General features: G+C 36.4%; 16 protein-coding genes, 1 tRNA gene and 1 riboswitch. Of the genes, 5 read left to right on the top strand and 12 right to left on the bottom strand.

All coding sequences use genetic code 11. From position 1 onward, the window contains the following. Positions 1-77 precede the first annotated feature (77 nt). The 6 genes from HMPREF9423_RS12655 to HMPREF9423_RS05980 all read right to left on the bottom strand — a co-directional run bounded on the left by HMPREF9423_RS12655 (position 78) and on the right by HMPREF9423_RS05980 (position 5,406). Positions 78-881: a hypothetical protein gene (locus HMPREF9423_RS12655; protein ID WP_006148443.1), complete on the bottom strand. Its 804-nt coding sequence runs from the start codon at positions 879-881 to the stop codon at positions 78-80. Continuing rightward, a complete protein-coding gene (locus HMPREF9423_RS06000; RefSeq protein ID WP_006148442.1) occupies positions 874-2,124 on the bottom strand; it encodes a hypothetical protein in 1,251 nt (416 codons plus the stop codon). Before HMPREF9423_RS06000 ends, HMPREF9423_RS12655 begins: the two co-directional genes overlap by 8 nt. Next, positions 2,121-3,395: a DUF2130 domain-containing protein gene (locus HMPREF9423_RS05995; RefSeq protein ID WP_006148441.1), complete on the bottom strand. Its 1,275-nt coding sequence runs from the start codon at positions 3,393-3,395 to the stop codon at positions 2,121-2,123. The genes HMPREF9423_RS06000 and HMPREF9423_RS05995 overlap by 4 nt, the downstream gene beginning before the upstream one ends. Before the next feature lie 80 nt (positions 3,396-3,475). Then, the gene (locus HMPREF9423_RS05990) at positions 3,476-4,273 is read right to left on the bottom strand and encodes a formate/nitrite transporter family protein (RefSeq protein ID WP_004252711.1); all 798 of its coding nucleotides are present in this window, start codon (positions 4,271-4,273) and stop codon (positions 3,476-3,478) included. Between the two features lie 87 nt (positions 4,274-4,360). Beyond that, entirely contained in the window at positions 4,361-4,780 is a 420-nt protein-coding gene (locus HMPREF9423_RS05985) for a hypothetical protein (protein ID WP_006148440.1), read from the bottom strand. Positions 4,781-4,896: 116 nt separating this feature from the next. Further along, positions 4,897-5,406 (bottom strand): QueT transporter family protein, encoded by a 510-nt coding sequence (locus HMPREF9423_RS05980; RefSeq protein WP_004252705.1) that lies wholly within the window; start codon positions 5,404-5,406, stop codon positions 4,897-4,899. Continuing rightward, positions 5,404-5,501, bottom strand: a riboswitch (PreQ1 riboswitch). Its footprint overlaps the gene before it by 3 nt. A 28-nt stretch (positions 5,502-5,529) precedes the next feature. On the opposite strand from HMPREF9423_RS05980, the gene HMPREF9423_RS05975 reads away from it, so the two are divergent. The 3 genes from HMPREF9423_RS05975 (at position 5,530) to HMPREF9423_RS05965 (ending at position 6,601) form a co-directional block, all read left to right on the top strand. Continuing rightward, positions 5,530-5,964, top strand: a complete 435-nt coding sequence (locus tag HMPREF9423_RS05975; RefSeq protein WP_006148438.1) for a GtrA family protein — start codon at positions 5,530-5,532, stop codon at positions 5,962-5,964. Between the two features lie 78 nt (positions 5,965-6,042). Continuing rightward, positions 6,043-6,423: a large conductance mechanosensitive channel protein MscL gene (gene mscL, locus HMPREF9423_RS05970; RefSeq protein WP_006148437.1), complete on the top strand. Its 381-nt coding sequence runs from the start codon at positions 6,043-6,045 to the stop codon at positions 6,421-6,423. 106 nt (positions 6,424-6,529) lie between these two features. Beyond that, positions 6,530-6,601, top strand: a tRNA-Arg gene (locus HMPREF9423_RS05965). A 44-nt stretch (positions 6,602-6,645) separates the two neighbouring features. On the opposite strand, the gene abc-f is transcribed toward HMPREF9423_RS05965, so the two are convergent. After that, a complete protein-coding gene (gene abc-f / locus HMPREF9423_RS05960) occupies positions 6,646-8,547 on the bottom strand; it encodes a ribosomal protection-like ABC-F family protein (protein ID WP_006148436.1) in 1,902 nt (633 codons plus the stop codon). 152 nt (positions 8,548-8,699) lie between these two features. Between abc-f and HMPREF9423_RS05955 the strand changes: the two genes are divergently transcribed. After that, positions 8,700-10,418: a phospho-sugar mutase gene (locus HMPREF9423_RS05955; RefSeq protein ID WP_006148435.1), complete on the top strand. Its 1,719-nt coding sequence runs from the start codon at positions 8,700-8,702 to the stop codon at positions 10,416-10,418. A gap of 111 nt (positions 10,419-10,529) precedes the next feature. After that, positions 10,530-10,877: a DUF6568 family protein gene (locus HMPREF9423_RS05950; RefSeq protein ID WP_006148434.1), complete on the top strand. Its 348-nt coding sequence runs from the start codon at positions 10,530-10,532 to the stop codon at positions 10,875-10,877. A gap of 37 nt (positions 10,878-10,914) precedes the next feature. On the opposite strand, the gene HMPREF9423_RS05945 is transcribed toward HMPREF9423_RS05950, so the two are convergent. The 5 genes from HMPREF9423_RS05945 to mutY all read right to left on the bottom strand — a co-directional run bounded on the left by HMPREF9423_RS05945 (position 10,915) and on the right by mutY (position 15,865). Continuing rightward, a complete protein-coding gene (locus HMPREF9423_RS05945; RefSeq protein WP_006155829.1) occupies positions 10,915-11,688 on the bottom strand; it encodes a potassium channel family protein in 774 nt (257 codons plus the stop codon). 94 nt (positions 11,689-11,782) lie between these two features. Next, a complete protein-coding gene (locus tag HMPREF9423_RS05940; RefSeq protein WP_006148432.1) occupies positions 11,783-12,592 on the bottom strand; it encodes an MBL fold metallo-hydrolase in 810 nt (269 codons plus the stop codon). A gap of 1 nt (position 12,593) precedes the next feature. Next, positions 12,594-13,943 carry a cell wall metabolism sensor histidine kinase VicK gene (vicK, locus tag HMPREF9423_RS05935; protein WP_006148431.1) on the bottom strand — a complete coding sequence of 450 codons (1,350 nt, stop codon included), beginning with the start codon at positions 13,941-13,943 and terminating at the stop codon, positions 12,594-12,596. After that, a complete protein-coding gene (gene yycF, locus HMPREF9423_RS05930) occupies positions 13,936-14,640 on the bottom strand; it encodes a response regulator YycF (RefSeq protein WP_004252689.1) in 705 nt (234 codons plus the stop codon). The genes vicK and yycF overlap by 8 nt, the downstream gene beginning before the upstream one ends. A gap of 70 nt (positions 14,641-14,710) precedes the next feature. Next, a complete protein-coding gene (gene mutY, locus HMPREF9423_RS05925) occupies positions 14,711-15,865 on the bottom strand; it encodes an A/G-specific adenine glycosylase (protein ID WP_006148430.1) in 1,155 nt (384 codons plus the stop codon). Positions 15,866-15,968 lie beyond the last annotated feature (103 nt).

Raw genomic sequence — 15,968 nt, 5'->3', positions numbered from 1 at the left:
TTTCAGTGCTCGTGTTAACTGTTGCGTAGTCTTTTTTTGACCTGGTTACTCTGTTTACTTAATTTAGGCGAAAGATACTAGACAACATTATTGCTTCCTAAATATTTCTGCGCTTCCTGAATATAAAAGAGTTCTGGATTTTCATGGGCGATACTTTCAAACAAACTACGGGCACGTTCTTCATCTCCTTTTAATTGGGCATTGAGAGCACCGTAATAAGAAAACTTGATTCGAGCTAATTTATTTTCTGGTTCAGCAGTGTCGAAGTAGTCATTCACTTCTTTATTGAACACAATATCTTTTATGGCTTGGGCTTGTGCAACGAATTTAGCCTTACCACCTTTCGAATCTGGTGCCTTGGACAATTGTTCCTCAAAGAAAGCTATATTTTGCGCATCTTTAAGATGGATAGAAGTTAGAAATTCATAATATAATTTCTTAAATTCAAATATTTTTCTATTTTTTTTAGAAACATTAGAAAGATTGAGATTTGAATATTGACTAAGTGCTAATAAAAAATCTCCTCTGAGGTAAGATAATTCTCCTGTGATTAATTCAAAACTTACTTCATTAAATTTCTTATTAAACTTATTGGAATGACTAACACTGTATTCAAAGAAAGATTGATATTTCTTAAAATCAATCAAAGTCTCCTTACAATATAGAAGAACTTTCCATGTCAATAAACTTAAAAAGATGCCAATAACTATAAACAATACCGACAAAAATAACAGATAACGTACTGCAATAATATTTTGTTTATACAATAAAAACAATCCCAAAATTGCTATATAAACTGCAACAACTATTAAATATGAAGATAATCGAATACAAATATTATAAAGAAATTTTACATCTTTATTTGCTAATAAATTAATCAAGCTTTTCAATTTTATAAAAATCCTCCAAATAAAATTGTTTACTAGATTCTCTCAGTAAAAAATTTTCAAAATCACCTTCATCTTCAACTATTGTATACATTCCGTTGTTCACTATAAAATAGTCATTATTGATCATGTAGTGTCCATCGGAAAGTCTTGAAAAATCAATGTCTTCTAACTTTAATTTGTCACTTTCACTAAGTCTTAAACGTAAACGAAGGGCTCCCTCTTTCATATAATCTTTAAGAGAAATTGCTGCATATCCTCCAAATGCTTGTTTTTCTGGACTAGATGACTTTTGATTTTGAACTGCTTTTTCTTTAATAAAAGAAGTGACTCTAAATGAACGTGATATTTGAAAACCTGGGCTAGCCAATGGCTGATCTTCAGCATCAAATACAGATAAATCATAGCCTTTCTTTTTAATAGCATCTTCTACTACAGTCCTAAAATCTTTTAGAACTATTTGAGCTTCATCACTTGTAACAGCATTTTTTATAAATTCCTTTAGGCCGTAGTCTTGATCAATGAAAGTAACATATTTTAATTTTTGACGCGTGTACTTAGCACCCACTTTTATGGTAACTCCATTATCTAAAACTTTAAAGACCCCAACATCGGAAATATTACTATCATAGTATGTAGACTGAAGTATTAATTCGTAGTTCAAACCCCTAGAATGATAAAACTCTTGTAATTGTTGTACTTTGGCATTATTTCTCAAGTAAGTTTGAATTTCACTACCTAGAAATGGAGAAAAAATTCCCGCTAAAATTATAATGAGTAGCATTCTACTCACTTTTTGATCGTACTCATACTTTTGATAAATCCAATCTATATACGGAAATAATAATAAAGAAAAAATGAAACTCCAAAGATCCAGATCTTTTATAAAGTCAAAGGAAACTATCATCTTAAACTTTAATAAAAACATAAGAAATATTGCTAAAAAAACATTTCCAACCAATAGGTATGCAATCAGACACTTCGTTCGATTTTTTGCCTTTATCACATAAGTTATACCTACAATAAGATTGGCTAGAAAGCTAAAAATATACCCAAAAATAGTTGGAAGAAGCCCAACTACACCAAAAAGCAAGTCATATCTAGATCTTTCGTTAGAAACTGTTGAGCCTTCTAAGTTCAAAAAGCCGTATAAAAAATTGAGCAAAAAAACAACCAATGGTAAATAGGCAATATATACATCCGTAAATTTTAGAGTCTTTTTGATAGTCAAGGTCACTCTCCCTTCAAAGCATCAAACTTTGCTTTCATAGTCGGATTCTTACGAGTCAATTTTTTAACAGAAACATCATCCAACTTATTGTTTGCAAGGCGGAGTTGGTTTTCTGATGTCGTCAAGAATTTCTTGACCTCTTCCATGCGTTTAATGGCCTTGTCGATTTCGTCAATAGCCTTGCCGAAGTTGACAGATGCTGAATTGTAGTTCTTGGCAAAGGCAACCTTAAATGCATCCAGGTCTTCTTCAAAGTGAGTAATATCAATATTTTGTTCTCGGATAAGTGCTAATTCTTGCTTGTATTTTAGAGAGTTAAGAGCCGCATTACGCAAGAGCCCAATCAGTTGGATAAAGAACTGAGGACGCACCACATACATCTTCTCATACTCGTGGCTAACATCGACAATCCCTGTGTTGAAGTAATCGTTATCAGCTTCAAGCATACTTACCAAAACCGCATATTCACAGTTCTTTTCTCGACGGTCCTTATCCAACTCCTTGTAAAAGTCTGCATTCTTATGCTTTTTCTCAGTTCCATCCGCTTCATTTTTCATCTCAAACATGATGGAAATGAATTCTAGCCCATTTTCATCAAAATCACGGAAGATAAAGTCCCCTTTAGACCCACGAGCAGAAACCTTGTTGTCCTTTTCGAAATAAGCGTTTGGAAAGGCAAAGCTACGGACCTTGTTAAACTCGCTCTCCGCATACTGCTCCAAACTTTCTCCAATTGCCTTTGTTGATTGTTGGGCCTTGAAATTCTTGTAAAACTCAACCTGCTCATTGGCTGCCTTAAGCTGGGCCTCATAGTTTTGTTTCACCGAAGTCAGAGAAAGCTCGTTTTCTTTTTCTTGTAAAAGGAGCTGATTTTTGACCTGATCTCTTTCTTTCTCTAGATTAGACAGTGTCTTTTGCAGTTGGTTTTCATGCTCCAAGCGCAAGGTCGCCAGCTGATTCTCCAGTGCTTGAACTTCTTTTTCTTTCTCTAGCAGACTTTGGCTAGCGGTTTGCTCCACCTCTTTTTTGGCTAATTCTTTTTCGGTATCAAAGTTCTGAATTTGACTTTGAAGCTGGGCAATTTCTTGGTCTTTTTGCGCAAGTTTTGTCTGCTGTTCATTCATGGCTTTTTGCTCAGCCAAAGCCAGCTCTTGCTTCATGCGTTCATGCAATTCCTTATCAAACTCTACAGTTCGAACTTGAGAAATCAGCTCTGCATATTGGCTTTCATTAACTGTAAAAACCTCTCCACAATTGGGACATTTAATTTCGTTCATGATTTTCCTCTGTATTTAACATTACTACATTCATTATAGCATGGAAAAACAAAAAGAAAAAGTTGGAATCAATCCAACTTTTAATCTACGTATGTATCTTCGTTCTTGTTTAAGAAGGCATAAGGCAATCCCATCAGTAGACCACCACCTATAAAGTTACCAATAAAGGTTACACCCCAGTGACGAAGAATATTTCCAATACCGAAGTTTGCGATAGAATCAGCAGCAACACTGAACTTCACAATCGCAAATGAAGCAAAGTTTGCGGCGATGTGCTCATTTGTTAAGAATACAAACATGTAAATGGCTGATAGAACCAACCAAAGTTTTGCTCCACCATCCTTAACTAAAACAAATGAAAGAATGGCGATGTTTACAAAGATATTAGCTAAAATACCTTCAAGTAAAACTAGTTCATTAGAGCGTCCCAACTTCATTTCTACAACTCCAGAAATAAAGCTATCGTGCGTTAGATTAGCATAAGCTGCTGAATGAGCAAATCCCCAACCAGCGATAAGCGCACCAATTAAGTTAAAGAAAGTACAATATAGAAGAATTTCAGCTGTTTTTCTCCAGCTAATTTTTTTCAAAAAACTACCCGCTGTTAAGAACATCATGTTTGATGTTACCAATTCAGCATTTAAGAAGACAATGTAGGCCAGTCCCCAAGCAAAAACAAACGGGAAAAGGAAGCGTCCACTACCTGGTGCAATCTTATTGATCAAATCTGCACCAACGGCTCCTGCTGCCGTACTGAAGGTAAGGAAAGCACCTGCAAACATTGAACGAATCGCATACTTAAATTTACTATTCGAATAAAGACTTTCCTTTTTCTTACAAGCAAATTCGATTTTTGAAATAAATTCTGATGAGACCATATAAACTCCTAAAACTTTTATTTGTGAATATTATAACATAAAATCAACTTTATGGAAAGGCTTTCTGAAATTTTAAAAAATTAAAACCTATGATTCTAAAATACGGATCTTGATATTGTATTTTTTTGTTTCATTCTTTAAGTTATTGACTAGTTGATCATTCTCTTTTGATTTGCCAAAGAAAAAGGCTAGAGAATTTCCGCTCTTTTGTTCGATAGTCAAAAAATATCTAGCTCCATTCAATTTAACACTTGGAATAAAATGGACCTCAATCTTTTTAATATTATTCAGTGGTATAATGCGCTTTCTAAAAACATAAGCATTATGAATATAAAATCTTCCCTTAGCAATATGAAACGGGGCAAAAAAGTTTCCACCACTTTGACGCACAATGACATAACGACGCCAAAGAATCAATAAAAGAAGGAAGGAAATAAAGGAAATAGCAAAAGTCAAAACCGAGCTTTTCATCATCGATTTTATCCCAATCAAAAAATAATCTATCATAATTAAACCGTCTTTTCTACCTTATTATATCACTTTTGTTTAGCTTCTAGGTTCATGGACAAAGAAAAAGACTGAACAAAGTTCAGCCCTTTCTACGAATGGTTGATAAGATATCTTTATCTAGTCAAATCAATACGTTGACCAATTTTACCAATGATAATTGCACCGACAATTAGTGAAGCGAATTCTCCGATACCAGTAGTGAACCATGTAAAGAAGAATGGTGCTTCTGCTACAATGTTCAATTCAGCAGCAATGGTGATCATTGAAATTGAAAATAGAATTGAAAAGAAGAAATGATCTTTTCGAATCAATCCATTAAAAAGATAGTCTTTACTATATTTACTGAACAACCAAACTCCTAAGCTTAGGAAGACAAGAGTTGATCCTCCACCAACAGCGACATCAATGAGTCCAAAACTGAAAAAATTAGCTATCATACATCCAAGAGTAACACCAATAATGTACTTAGGATTGTAAAAAGCCAGAAAGTTCATCATTTCAGAAATACGGAACTGATAGGCACCATAACTGATGGCATTAAGGGGTGGTGTGATGGTCAAAACCACATAAATAGCTGCGACAATGGCAATGTCAGCCAAATCGCGGACAGTAAGTTTTTTCATATTTTCTCCTTTAGCGGCTATCCCGCGTCTAATATGCTTGGTGAAAGAAGCTAAGCACCAAGGGTTGAGCAAGTCAACTTTACAAGTATAGCACATTTATCAGCTTTATGCTATACTAATCTTATGAAAACATATATAAAAAAATTCTTTGATAACGAGATTTTATCCTATCTATTTTTCGGAGTTGCGACTACCGTAGTATCAATATTTGTCCGCATCGTCATCTTTTATCTTACTCAACAAGAGTTAGTTGCGACTGCCTTGGGAAATATTGCTGGAATCCTATTTGCGTTTTTTACAAATGACACATTTGTATTTAAGCAAGAAAGAAAAAACTGGTTTAATCGATTAATTAAATTTACCTCTGCAAGACTTATCACCTTTTTATTAGATCTTCTACTAACTTTTATTTTTGTAACAAGCTTCCCTCAGATCATTGGTTACTTTGTTGGAAATGATATTAATACAATTAATACAGTTGAAATCTTTATTGCACAGGTTACGATGGTTGTTCTCAACTACGTTTTTAGTAAGCTTTTTGTATTTAAAAAGAAATAATCACTTTTCTTGCATTCAACATAAATTTACGATATAATGTCTCTGTTAAAATTTGATAAATTTTGAAAGGAAAACATTATGTTAAAGGAACTTAAAGATTTCTTGCTCCGTGGCAACGTCGTTGACCTTGCTGTCGGTGTGATCATCGCCACTGCTTTTGGTGCTATCATCAATTCATTTGTTAATGATATCATCACTCCACTTCTATTGAACCCAGCCTTGGAAGCTGCAAATGTACAAAACATTGCGGAGCTTGCTTGGAATGGTGTTACATATGGTAAATTCTTGAGCGCTGTTATCAACTTCGTTGTAATTGGTACTGTTCTCTTCTTCATGATTAAAGCTATTGAAAAAGCTCAAAACCTTCGTAAGAAAGAAGAAGTTGTTGAAGAAGCTCCAGCAGCTCCAACTGAATTGGAAGTTCTTCAAGAAATCAAAGCACTTCTTGAAAAAAAATAAAAATGTAAAAGGATTTAGATATTGTCTAAATCTTTTTTTCTTCCTCTTTTTACATTGGTTTTAGTCTTGAGTAAAACTCCTATTTTTGATATAATGATGAGAGTTTCCACCCTTAGTGTAATGGATATCACGTAAGATTCCGGTTCTTGAGATGGGGGTTCGATTCCCTCAGGGTGGATAGATATAAAGGAAAAAGCAACGGTTGACGTTGCTTTTTTATTATTAAACTTTTTCCGACAATTCTTCCCACTCAAGCATAGCTTCTTCCTGGCGCTGACTAATCTTATCGAGTTCTGCCTGCAATTGCATGAGTTCATCCGCATCATTGGTAGTGTGCATTTGTTCAGAAAAGGCTTGGGACTGAGTTTCCAGTTCTTCGATTTCTGCCTCTAGGTTTTCAATTTGTCTCATTAGCTTACGAAGTTCTTTTTGACTCTCTTTTTGGGCTTGATAGTCATTAACTGGAGAAGCCTCTTTTTCTTGGCTATAAGCTGACGCTTCCTCCTCTTGACTAGTTGCCAACTCTGCTTTTTTCTCAACATAATAGTCATAATCACCCAAATAGACGGTCGAACCATTTTCGGACAATTCCAGAACATGTGTAGCTACACGATTGATAAAATAACGGTCATGGCTGACAAATAGAAGAGTTCCATCGAAGTCAATCAAGGCATTTTCCAGAACTTCCTTACTATCAATATCCAAATGGTTGGTCGGCTCATCAAGAATCAGGAAGTTATTATTCTCCATTGATAGTTTAGCCAGTAACAAGCGAGCTTTCTCTCCACCTGAAAGCATGCCAACTGATTTCTTAACATCATCACCTGAAAAAAGGAAGGCGCCTAAACGATTTCGGATTTCCACTTCTGGCGTCAATCTAAAATCATTCCAAAGTTCATCTAAAACTGTATTGCTTGGTGTCAACTTACTTTGAGTTTGGTCATAGTAGCCAACTTCAACATTCGCACCGAAACGCTTCTCACCCTTTATAAAAGGAATCTGATCAACAATAGACTTGATAAAGGTTGTCTTTCCAATCCCATTCGGACCTACAACTGCTACGGCATTCATCTTACGAAGATCGAGATTGATAGGCTCTGATAGTATTTCTCCATCATAACCTATAGCAGCGTTTTCAACCGCCAAAACTACATTTCCTGATACTTTATCAGAATGGAAGGTCATATTAGCCGATTTCTTACCAACTTCAGGCTTATCCAAACGCTCCATCTTTTCCAGTTGTTTGCGACGGGACTGGGCACGTTTGGTGGTCGAAGCTCGTACTAAATTACGATTAACAAAGCCTTCTAAAGCAGCAATTTCCTTCTGTTGCTTTTCGTAGTTCTTAGCTTCAGTCAGTAACTTCTGCTCTTTCTGCTCCACAAAGCTTGAGTAGTTTCCTACGTACCTATCTAAAGAATGTTTGGTTAAGTCGAGCGTTATGGTTGCTACCTTATCTATGAAATAACGGTCGTGACTAACAATTATCAAGGCACCACTGTAATTAACCAAATAGTTTTCTAACCAAGCAATAGTTTCAATATCTAGGTGGTTGGTTGGCTCATCCAAAACCAAGAGATTTGGCTTTTCAAGGAGCATTTTGGCTAGGGCTAATCTTGTATTTTGACCTCCAGAAAGCTCAGCAATTTTCATCTGCCACATAGACTCATGAAACTTAAAACCATTTAAAATGGCGCGAATATCAGCTTCATAGGTAAATCCTCCAGCCTGACGGAATTCTTCAGATAGACGATCGTAGTCTGACATGAGCTTATCGAGATCTGCACCGGTCTTTTCCCCCATCTCTAGCTCCATCTGGCGAAGCTGTTTCTCTGTAGTACGTAAGTCGTCAAAAACATGAAGCATCTCGTCATAGATAGTATTTTCGGATTCAAATCGACTATCCTGTGCTAAGTAAGAAAGGGAAATGTCTTTTTTCTTATTAATTTCACCTGAAGTTGGCTTTTCTTCCCCGACTAATATCTTTAATAGCGTCGACTTACCTGCTCCATTTTTCCCAACGAGAGCAATACGATCTCTTTCATCAACTTGTAGATTAATATTCTCAAATAGAACATCGCCTGCAAAAGAACGTTCGATTTTATTAGCTTGTAAAATAATCATACAGTTAGTATAGCATGTTTCGATAAGCCGTTCAAGACTTGTGGTTTAGGTACATTTCATAACTTTTTCAGAAACTCATGCTAACGTTTTACTAAAACTTCAAATCGTGGTATAATTTAAGCGATTAGATTATATATTAAAGGAGATTTCCTATGGCTTACCAAGAAAACTACCAAAAATGGGTTGATTTCGCAGATCTTCCAGACTATCTTCGCCGTGATTTGGAAAGCATGGACGAAAAAACTAAGGAAGACGCATTCTATACAAACCTTGAATTCGGTACTGCTGGTATGCGTGGTTTGATTGGTGCTGGTACAAACCGCATTAATATCTACGTTGTTCGCCAAGCAACTGAAGGTTTGGCTCGTTTGATCGAATCAAAAGGTGGAAACGAAAAAGAACGTGGTGTTGCCATCGCTTATGATAGCCGTCACTTCTCTCCAGAATTTGCCTTTGAATCAGCAGCAGTTCTTGCAAAACACGGTATTAAATCGTATGTTTTTGAAAGTCTCCGTCCAACTCCAGAACTTTCATTTGCCGTTCGTCACCTCAACTGCTTTGCAGGTATCATGATTACTGCTAGCCACAACCCAGCTCCATTTAACGGATACAAAGTTTATGGTGAAGATGGTGGTCAAATGCCTCCACACGATGCGGACGCTTTGACAACTTATATTCGTGCTATTGAAAATCCATTTGCAGTTGAAGTTGCTGATGTGGAAGCTGAAAAAGCTTCAGGTTTAATCGAAGTTATTGGTGAAGCAGTCGATGCAGAATACCTCAAAGAAGTTAAAGATGTAAACATCAACCCAGCCTTGATTGAAGAATTCGGTAAAGATATGAAGATTGTCTACACACCACTTCATGGTACTGGTGAAATGTTGGCTCGTCGTGCTCTTGCTCAAGCAGGATTTGACTCTGTTCAAGTCGTTGAAGCTCAAGCAACTCCAGACCCAGACTTCTCAACTGTTAAATCTCCAAACCCAGAAAGTCAAGCAGCCTTTGCACTTGCTGAAGAGCTTGGTCGTCAAGTTGGTGCAGATGTTCTTGTCGCAACTGACCCAGACGCTGACCGTGTTGGTGTTGAAGTTCTTCAAAAAGATGGTAGCTACCTCAACCTATCAGGTAACCAAATCGGAGCTATCATGGCTAAGTACATCTTGGAAGCTCATAAAAATGCTGGAACTCTTCCAGAAAACGCAGCTCTCTGCAAATCTATCGTTTCAACTGACTTGGTAACGAAGATTGCTGAAAGCTACGGCGCAACCATGTTTAATGTCTTGACTGGTTTCAAATTTATCGCTGAAAAAATCCAAGAATTCGAAGAAAAACACAACCACACTTACATGATGGGATTTGAAGAAAGCTTTGGTTACTTGATTAAACCATTCGTGCGTGATAAAGATGCTATCCAAGCTGTTCTTGTCGTTGCTGAACTTGCTTCCTACTACCGCTCTCGTGGTTTGACTCTTGCAGATGGTATCGAAGAAATCTACAAAGAGTACGGCTACTATGCTGAAAAGACAATCTCTGTTACTCTTTCTGGTGTTGACGGTGCTGAGCAAATTAAAGCGATCATGACGAAATTCCGTGAAAATGGTCCAAAAGAATTTAACGCAACAGCAGTTTCAACCACTGAAGACTTCAAAGCACAAACATCTACTGCAGCTGATGGCACTGTAACAACCTTGACAACTCCTCCAAGTGATGTCTTGAAATACACACTTGCTGACGGTTCATGGATTGCCGTTCGACCTTCAGGTACTGAACCAAAAATTAAGTTCTACATTGCAGTTGTAGGTGAAACTAACGAAGAATCACAAGCTAAGATTACTAACATCGAAGCAGAAATCAATGCTTTTGTAAAATAAAGCCCTATAAAAGATGAGACAAATCAATCTCATCTTTTTTTCGTATCAAATCTAAGCATTTTTGGAAACTTTATGGCATACTAGACTTATCAATGAAAGCGAGGTATTCTCATGGAACAATTTTTAGAAAATATCAAAGATCTTGAAGTGACAACAGTTGCGCGTGCTCAAGAAGCGCTCGACAATCAAGAAACAGCAACTTTCTTTATCGGCCGCAAAACTTGTCCTTACTGCCGTAAATTTGCTGGCACATTGGCTGGTGTAGTGGCTGAAACCAAAGCACACATCTACTTCATTAATAGTGAAGAGCCAAGCCAACTTGAAGCTTTACAAGACTTCCGATCACGTTACGAAATCCCAACTGTACCAGGTTTTGTTCTTGTTGAAAATGGAGAGATTAAGGTCCGTTGTGATTCTTCTATGTCAGCTCAAGAAATCAAAGATTTCGCTGGATTATAAAAAACCACTCGATTGAGTGGTTTTTGTGTTTTCTAAATTAATACTTGTTAAGTAATTCTTGTACCATTTTATGAAGTTCTTCAATTCTCTCAGCCTGCTTCTCAACTAAACGCCTTTGCATAACCAATTCATTCTGTAGTTGTTCTAATTTGGATTCTTCATTAGAATTTTCTTTAACAAAAAAATTAGTTAAGGCGCTAGTCAGCATCCCAATCGTTCCTATACCCACTAGCATTAAGATTATTGCTAACCATTTCCCAAATATCGAATTTGGGACTATATCACCATAACCAACAGTTGTTACTGTAACAATAGCCCAACAAAGACTATCTGAAAAAGCCTTCTCCTCAACAACTGATAAGATTGAGCTTCCAACAAATACAATAAATACATTGACATATAAGATATAAAGCAAGCCATTCGTTCGCAGTAATCTACTAGCTTTTCTTTCTAATTTTCCACTTAAACCGATTATTCTTAATAACCTTGTAAGTTTAACTAATTTTGTTAATTTTGCTAAACGAAAAATACGTCCCAAACGAAAAACTGTAAAAATAGCATTTAATGGAAGAATTGCTAATAAATCAAAAACATTATCAATAATGAAACGAAATTTTTTTTTACTAGTAAAGAAACGCCATAGATAATCTACTATAAACACTATCCAAATCATTAAATCAATAATATTGTAAGGTGGATTATCCAAATCTATAACATCCATAAATCCCAAAATAACTAGCATCACAGATATCAATGCTAATAATAATATGGTTGTGTCATAGTAATCTGCAAATTTCCAAGTCTTTTTCAATTCATATTTCTCCATTATAATCGCTTATTAAATTATTATAGCATAAATTAAAAACTAAGATTCATTAAAAATGAACACCATTAGGTGTTCATTTTTATATATCCGTTAAAGGTGTTGCAGTATCTGGAGATGTATCGTAAACTTGAAAATCCACTCCTACTCCTAGATCTGCTTGAGCTAGCTGATTGACCATGGTCATGTGGGCTAGCTCCTTGATATTATTCTCTTTAGATAGATGTCCTAGGTAAATCTTCTTGGTACGATTTCCAAGTGTACGAATCATGGCATCTGCACCATCTTCATTCGAGAGGTGACCAAGGTCAGACAGGATGCGTTGCTTGAGTCGCCAAGCATATGATCCTGCTCTCAGGATCTCAACATCATGATTAGACTCAATCAAGTAACCATCTGCATTCTCGACAATGCCGGCCATACGGTCACTAACATAACCTGTATCAGTCAGCATAACAAAGCTCTTGTCATCTTTCATAAAACGGTAGAATTGGGGAGCAACTGCATCATGGCTAACTCCAAAACTCTCAATGTCTATATCTCCAAATGTTTTTGTTTTTCCCATTTCAAAGATATGCTTTTGTGAAGAGTCAACTTTACCTAGATACTTACTATTTTCCATAGCTTGCCAGGTTTTATCATTGGCGTAAAGATCCATGCCATACTTACGGGCTAAAACTCCGACACCATGAATATGGTCAGCATGCTCATGCGTAATCAAAATAGCATCCAAATCTTCTGGCTTACGATTGATTTCACCCAATAAGCTTGTAATTTTTTTACCAGATAATCCTGCGTCTACTAAAATCTTTTTCTTAGAGGTTTCTAGATAGAAGGAATTTCCACTAGAACCCGATGCTAAAATACTATATTTAAAGCCTGTTTCACTCATTCTAGTCTTCTACTTCATCCTCCCATACTTCTTCTTTTACAGCATCATTATCATAAGGAAGAACAATGGTAAAGGTAGAACCCTTACCGTATTCACTCTTGGCCCAGATAAATCCATTGTGTTGTTTGATGATTTCTTTTGCTATAGCAAGACCTAAACCAGTCCCACCTTGGGCACGACTTCTAGCCTTATCAACCCTATAGAAACGGTCAAAAATCTTCGGTAAATCTTCTTTAGGAATCCCAAGTCCTTGGTCCGAAATAGATAAAATCATCTGGTCATCAGTGGTTTTCATAGTAACCGTAATTTTTCCACCATCAGGCGAATACTTGATGGCATTGTTAAGAATATTATCGATTACCTGAGTCATCTTGTCTGTATCAATTTCAATCCAGACCGATGTAATCGGATAATCTCGAACCAACTCGTATTTCTTTTCTTGATCCTGAGATCGCATCTTATCGAAACGGTTTAGGATAAACGTAATGAAAGCTGTAAAGTTAATCAATTCAACATCTAAATGGCTAGTTGCATTATCAATACGCGAAAGATGCAAGAGGTCCGTTACCATTCGCATCATACGGTTGGTCTCATTTAGAGATACTTTGATAAAATCAGGAGCAACAGGTTCATATAATGCACCCTCATCCAAGGCCTCTAGGTAAGATTTTACACTGGTCAATGGAGTTCGCAATTCATGACTAACGTTTGAAACGAATAGTCTTCTCTCGCGTTCTTCTTTCTCTTGCTCAGTCGTATCATGTAGAACTGCTACCAAACCAGAGATAAAGCCAGACTCTCTACGAATCAAGGCAAAACGCACACGCAGACTGATATACTCCCCATTTACATTTTGGGAATAAATCATCATTTCAGGACTTTGCGTAATTAAGTCTCTAAGCTCGTACTCATCTTCAATCTTGAGCAACTCTAAAATGTTCTGATTGAGCGCGTCATCACTTTCAACTCCAAGTTGTCTTTTAGCCATATCATTAATCATAGTGATTTGACCACGACGATTGGTTGCAAGAACCCCATCAGTCATGTATGATAGGATACTATGCAATCTTTTACTTTCCTGCTCAAGGTTTTCTTGAGTTAGACGAATAACTTCAGACAAATCATTTAGATTATTGGTAATATTGGTTATTTCAGTATTCCCCTGCATATCTAATACCTGAGAATAATCACCAGCAATTAAATCTTTAATCTTTTGATTTAACTGTTTGAGTCGAATATTATCCCTACGGCCTTCAAGCAAGAGAAAGCTGACAAGCATAATAAAACCAATTAATATGAGTACAAAGACGAAATCTCTGGTTAAAATTGTTTGTTTAATTATATCAATCATTATTTCTCATATAATAACCCACACCACGACGAGTTAAGATATATTCAGGTCTACTTGGTGTATCTTCGATCTTCTCACGGAGACGTCTAATGGTAACATCGACAGTACGAACATCACCAAAATAATCATAACCCCAAACAGTCTCAAGGAGATGTTCACGGGTAATAACTTGACCAAGATGAGAAGCTAAGTGATGCAACAACTCAAACTCTCTGTGAGTTAAGTCCAATTCTTCTCCATATTTTTTGGCTACATAAGCATCTGGAAGAATCTCTAAATCTCTAATTTGAAGACTTTGCAATTTAGTATCTTCCTCTTGGTTGTCAACTGCAACTAACTCCGTACGACGAAGAAGAGCCTTAACACGCGCTTGTAGCTCACGGTTTGAAAATGGCTTAGTCACATAATCATCCGCACCAAGTTCAAGACCAATAACCTTGTCAAACTCACTATCTTTTGCTGAAAGCATGATAATTGGAACACTACTTGTCTTGCGAATCGTTTTAGCAACTTCAAGACCATCAATTTCTGGAAGCATCAAGTCCAAAATAATAATATCAGGTTTTTCAGCTTCAAACAGTTCAATCGCTTCACGTCCATTAAAGGCTGTAACAACTTCATAGCCTTCCTTGGTCATATTAAACTTAATAATATCTGAGATTGGTTTTTCATCATCTACAATCAATATTTTTTTCATATAGTCACCTTTTTCCTTATATCAATTATACCAAAAAAATGCAAAGAAGACACGAAAGACTGGTATTATCCTATCTTTTTAAATATGCTTGCCAAATTTTTTGTTGAGGTTTTGCTAGTGGATAGAGGTTAAACTCTTCAGGAGTTAACCATACTACCTCTTTATCACAATATTCTTTACTATCATGAACTTGCCCGGATAGGATTCGTACATGCCACTTTCGATGGCTAAAGATATGTTTGACTTCTTCGAAATGACTATCCTGCCACTCAACTTCTAAATCATAATCCTGCTCAAAACTTTCTTGCGGTGATGGCCCAAGTTGAATAGATGGTTCAGCTACCTGATTAAAGAGATTTAGTTCTTCATTTTTTGAAAATTCATCTACCTCAATCAAGGGAAAATGCCAAAATCCAGCAAGTAACTTTTCACTTTCATTCTTTTCTAGTAAAAACTGTCCTTTAGCATTTTGAACAACTAAAGCATTAAGATAGACAGGAACTGGCTTTTTCTTTGGCGCTTTAATAGGATAGCGGTCCATTGTTCCATTTTGATAGGCAGCACTAAAATCTTTAACCGGACTATCTTCTGGCCTCGGATTAACGGGTGCCTCAATATCTGAACCCAAATCCATCAATGCTTGATTGAAATCACCTGGACGTTCTGGATCAATCAAAATTTCCATCATGGCTTGAAATATCTTGCGATTACTTGGATTACCAATGTCGTGATTGACTTCAAATAAACGAGCCAAAACACGCATGACATTCCCATCAACTGCAGGCTGTGCTAGATTAAAGGCAATACTTGAAATAGCTCCAGCTGTATAGGGACCTATCCCTTTCAAGCTTGAAATACCTTCGTAAGTTGAAGGAAATTCTCCATTAAATTCATTCATAATCTGCTGAGCAGCAGTTTGCATATTGCGAACACGGGAATAATATCCAAGACCTTCCCATGCCTTTAATAAGCGTTCTTCAGGTGCATTAGCTAAACTCTCTACAGTCGGAAAGCTTTCTAAAAAACGTTCATAATAGGGAATAACTGTATCAACTCTGGTCTGCTGCAACATGATTTCAGATACCCAGATATGGTAGGGATTTTTACTTCTTCTCCAAGGTAAGTCCCGCTTATTTTCATCATACCAGGCTAAAAGTTTTTGACGGAAAGAGAGAATTTTCTCATCTTCCCACATAGTCACGCCGTATTTCTGCAAATCTAACATATATCTAGTATAGCATATCCTTATAGGATACTCAAAAAATGAAAATTGTCCTTGTTTTAGTATCGACTATCTTATCATGCCTGACTATCAGACAAACTCTACT

It is taken from the genome of Streptococcus infantis ATCC 700779, assembly GCF_000187465.1.
GTDB classification, from domain to species: Bacteria; Bacillota; Bacilli; order Lactobacillales; family Streptococcaceae; genus Streptococcus; species Streptococcus infantis.
Note: the sequence above shows the minus strand (reverse complement) of the source record. Positions and strands in the feature narration are given on the sequence as shown.

Excerpts from the sequence above, each read along its gene's own strand:
- HMPREF9423_RS05995 (WP_006148441.1), bottom strand. The coding sequence starts at position 3,395 with ATGAACGAAATTAAATGTCCCAATTGTGGAGAGGTTTTTACAGTTAAT.
- HMPREF9423_RS05990 (WP_004252711.1), bottom strand. The coding sequence starts at position 4,273 with ATGGTCTCATCAGAATTTATTTCAAAAATCGAATTTGCTTGTAAGAAA.
- HMPREF9423_RS05985 (WP_006148440.1), bottom strand. The coding sequence starts at position 4,780 with ATGATAGATTATTTTTTGATTGGGATAAAATCGATGATGAAAAGCTCG.
- HMPREF9423_RS05980 (WP_004252705.1), bottom strand. The coding sequence starts at position 5,406 with ATGAAAAAACTTACTGTCCGCGATTTGGCTGACATTGCCATTGTCGCA.
- HMPREF9423_RS05975 (WP_006148438.1), top strand. The coding sequence starts at position 5,530 with ATGAAAACATATATAAAAAAATTCTTTGATAACGAGATTTTATCCTAT.
- mscL (WP_006148437.1), top strand. The coding sequence starts at position 6,043 with ATGTTAAAGGAACTTAAAGATTTCTTGCTCCGTGGCAACGTCGTTGAC.
- abc-f (WP_006148436.1), bottom strand. The coding sequence starts at position 8,547 with ATGATTATTTTACAAGCTAATAAAATCGAACGTTCTTTTGCAGGCGAT.
- HMPREF9423_RS05955 (WP_006148435.1), top strand. The coding sequence starts at position 8,700 with ATGGCTTACCAAGAAAACTACCAAAAATGGGTTGATTTCGCAGATCTT.
- HMPREF9423_RS05950 (WP_006148434.1), top strand. The coding sequence starts at position 10,530 with ATGGAACAATTTTTAGAAAATATCAAAGATCTTGAAGTGACAACAGTT.
- HMPREF9423_RS05940 (WP_006148432.1), bottom strand. The coding sequence starts at position 12,592 with ATGAGTGAAACAGGCTTTAAATATAGTATTTTAGCATCGGGTTCTAGT.
- vicK (WP_006148431.1), bottom strand. The coding sequence starts at position 13,943 with ATGATTGATATAATTAAACAAACAATTTTAACCAGAGATTTCGTCTTT.
- yycF (WP_004252689.1), bottom strand. The coding sequence starts at position 14,640 with ATGAAAAAAATATTGATTGTAGATGATGAAAAACCAATCTCAGATATT.
- mutY (WP_006148430.1), bottom strand. The coding sequence starts at position 15,865 with ATGTTAGATTTGCAGAAATACGGCGTGACTATGTGGGAAGATGAGAAA.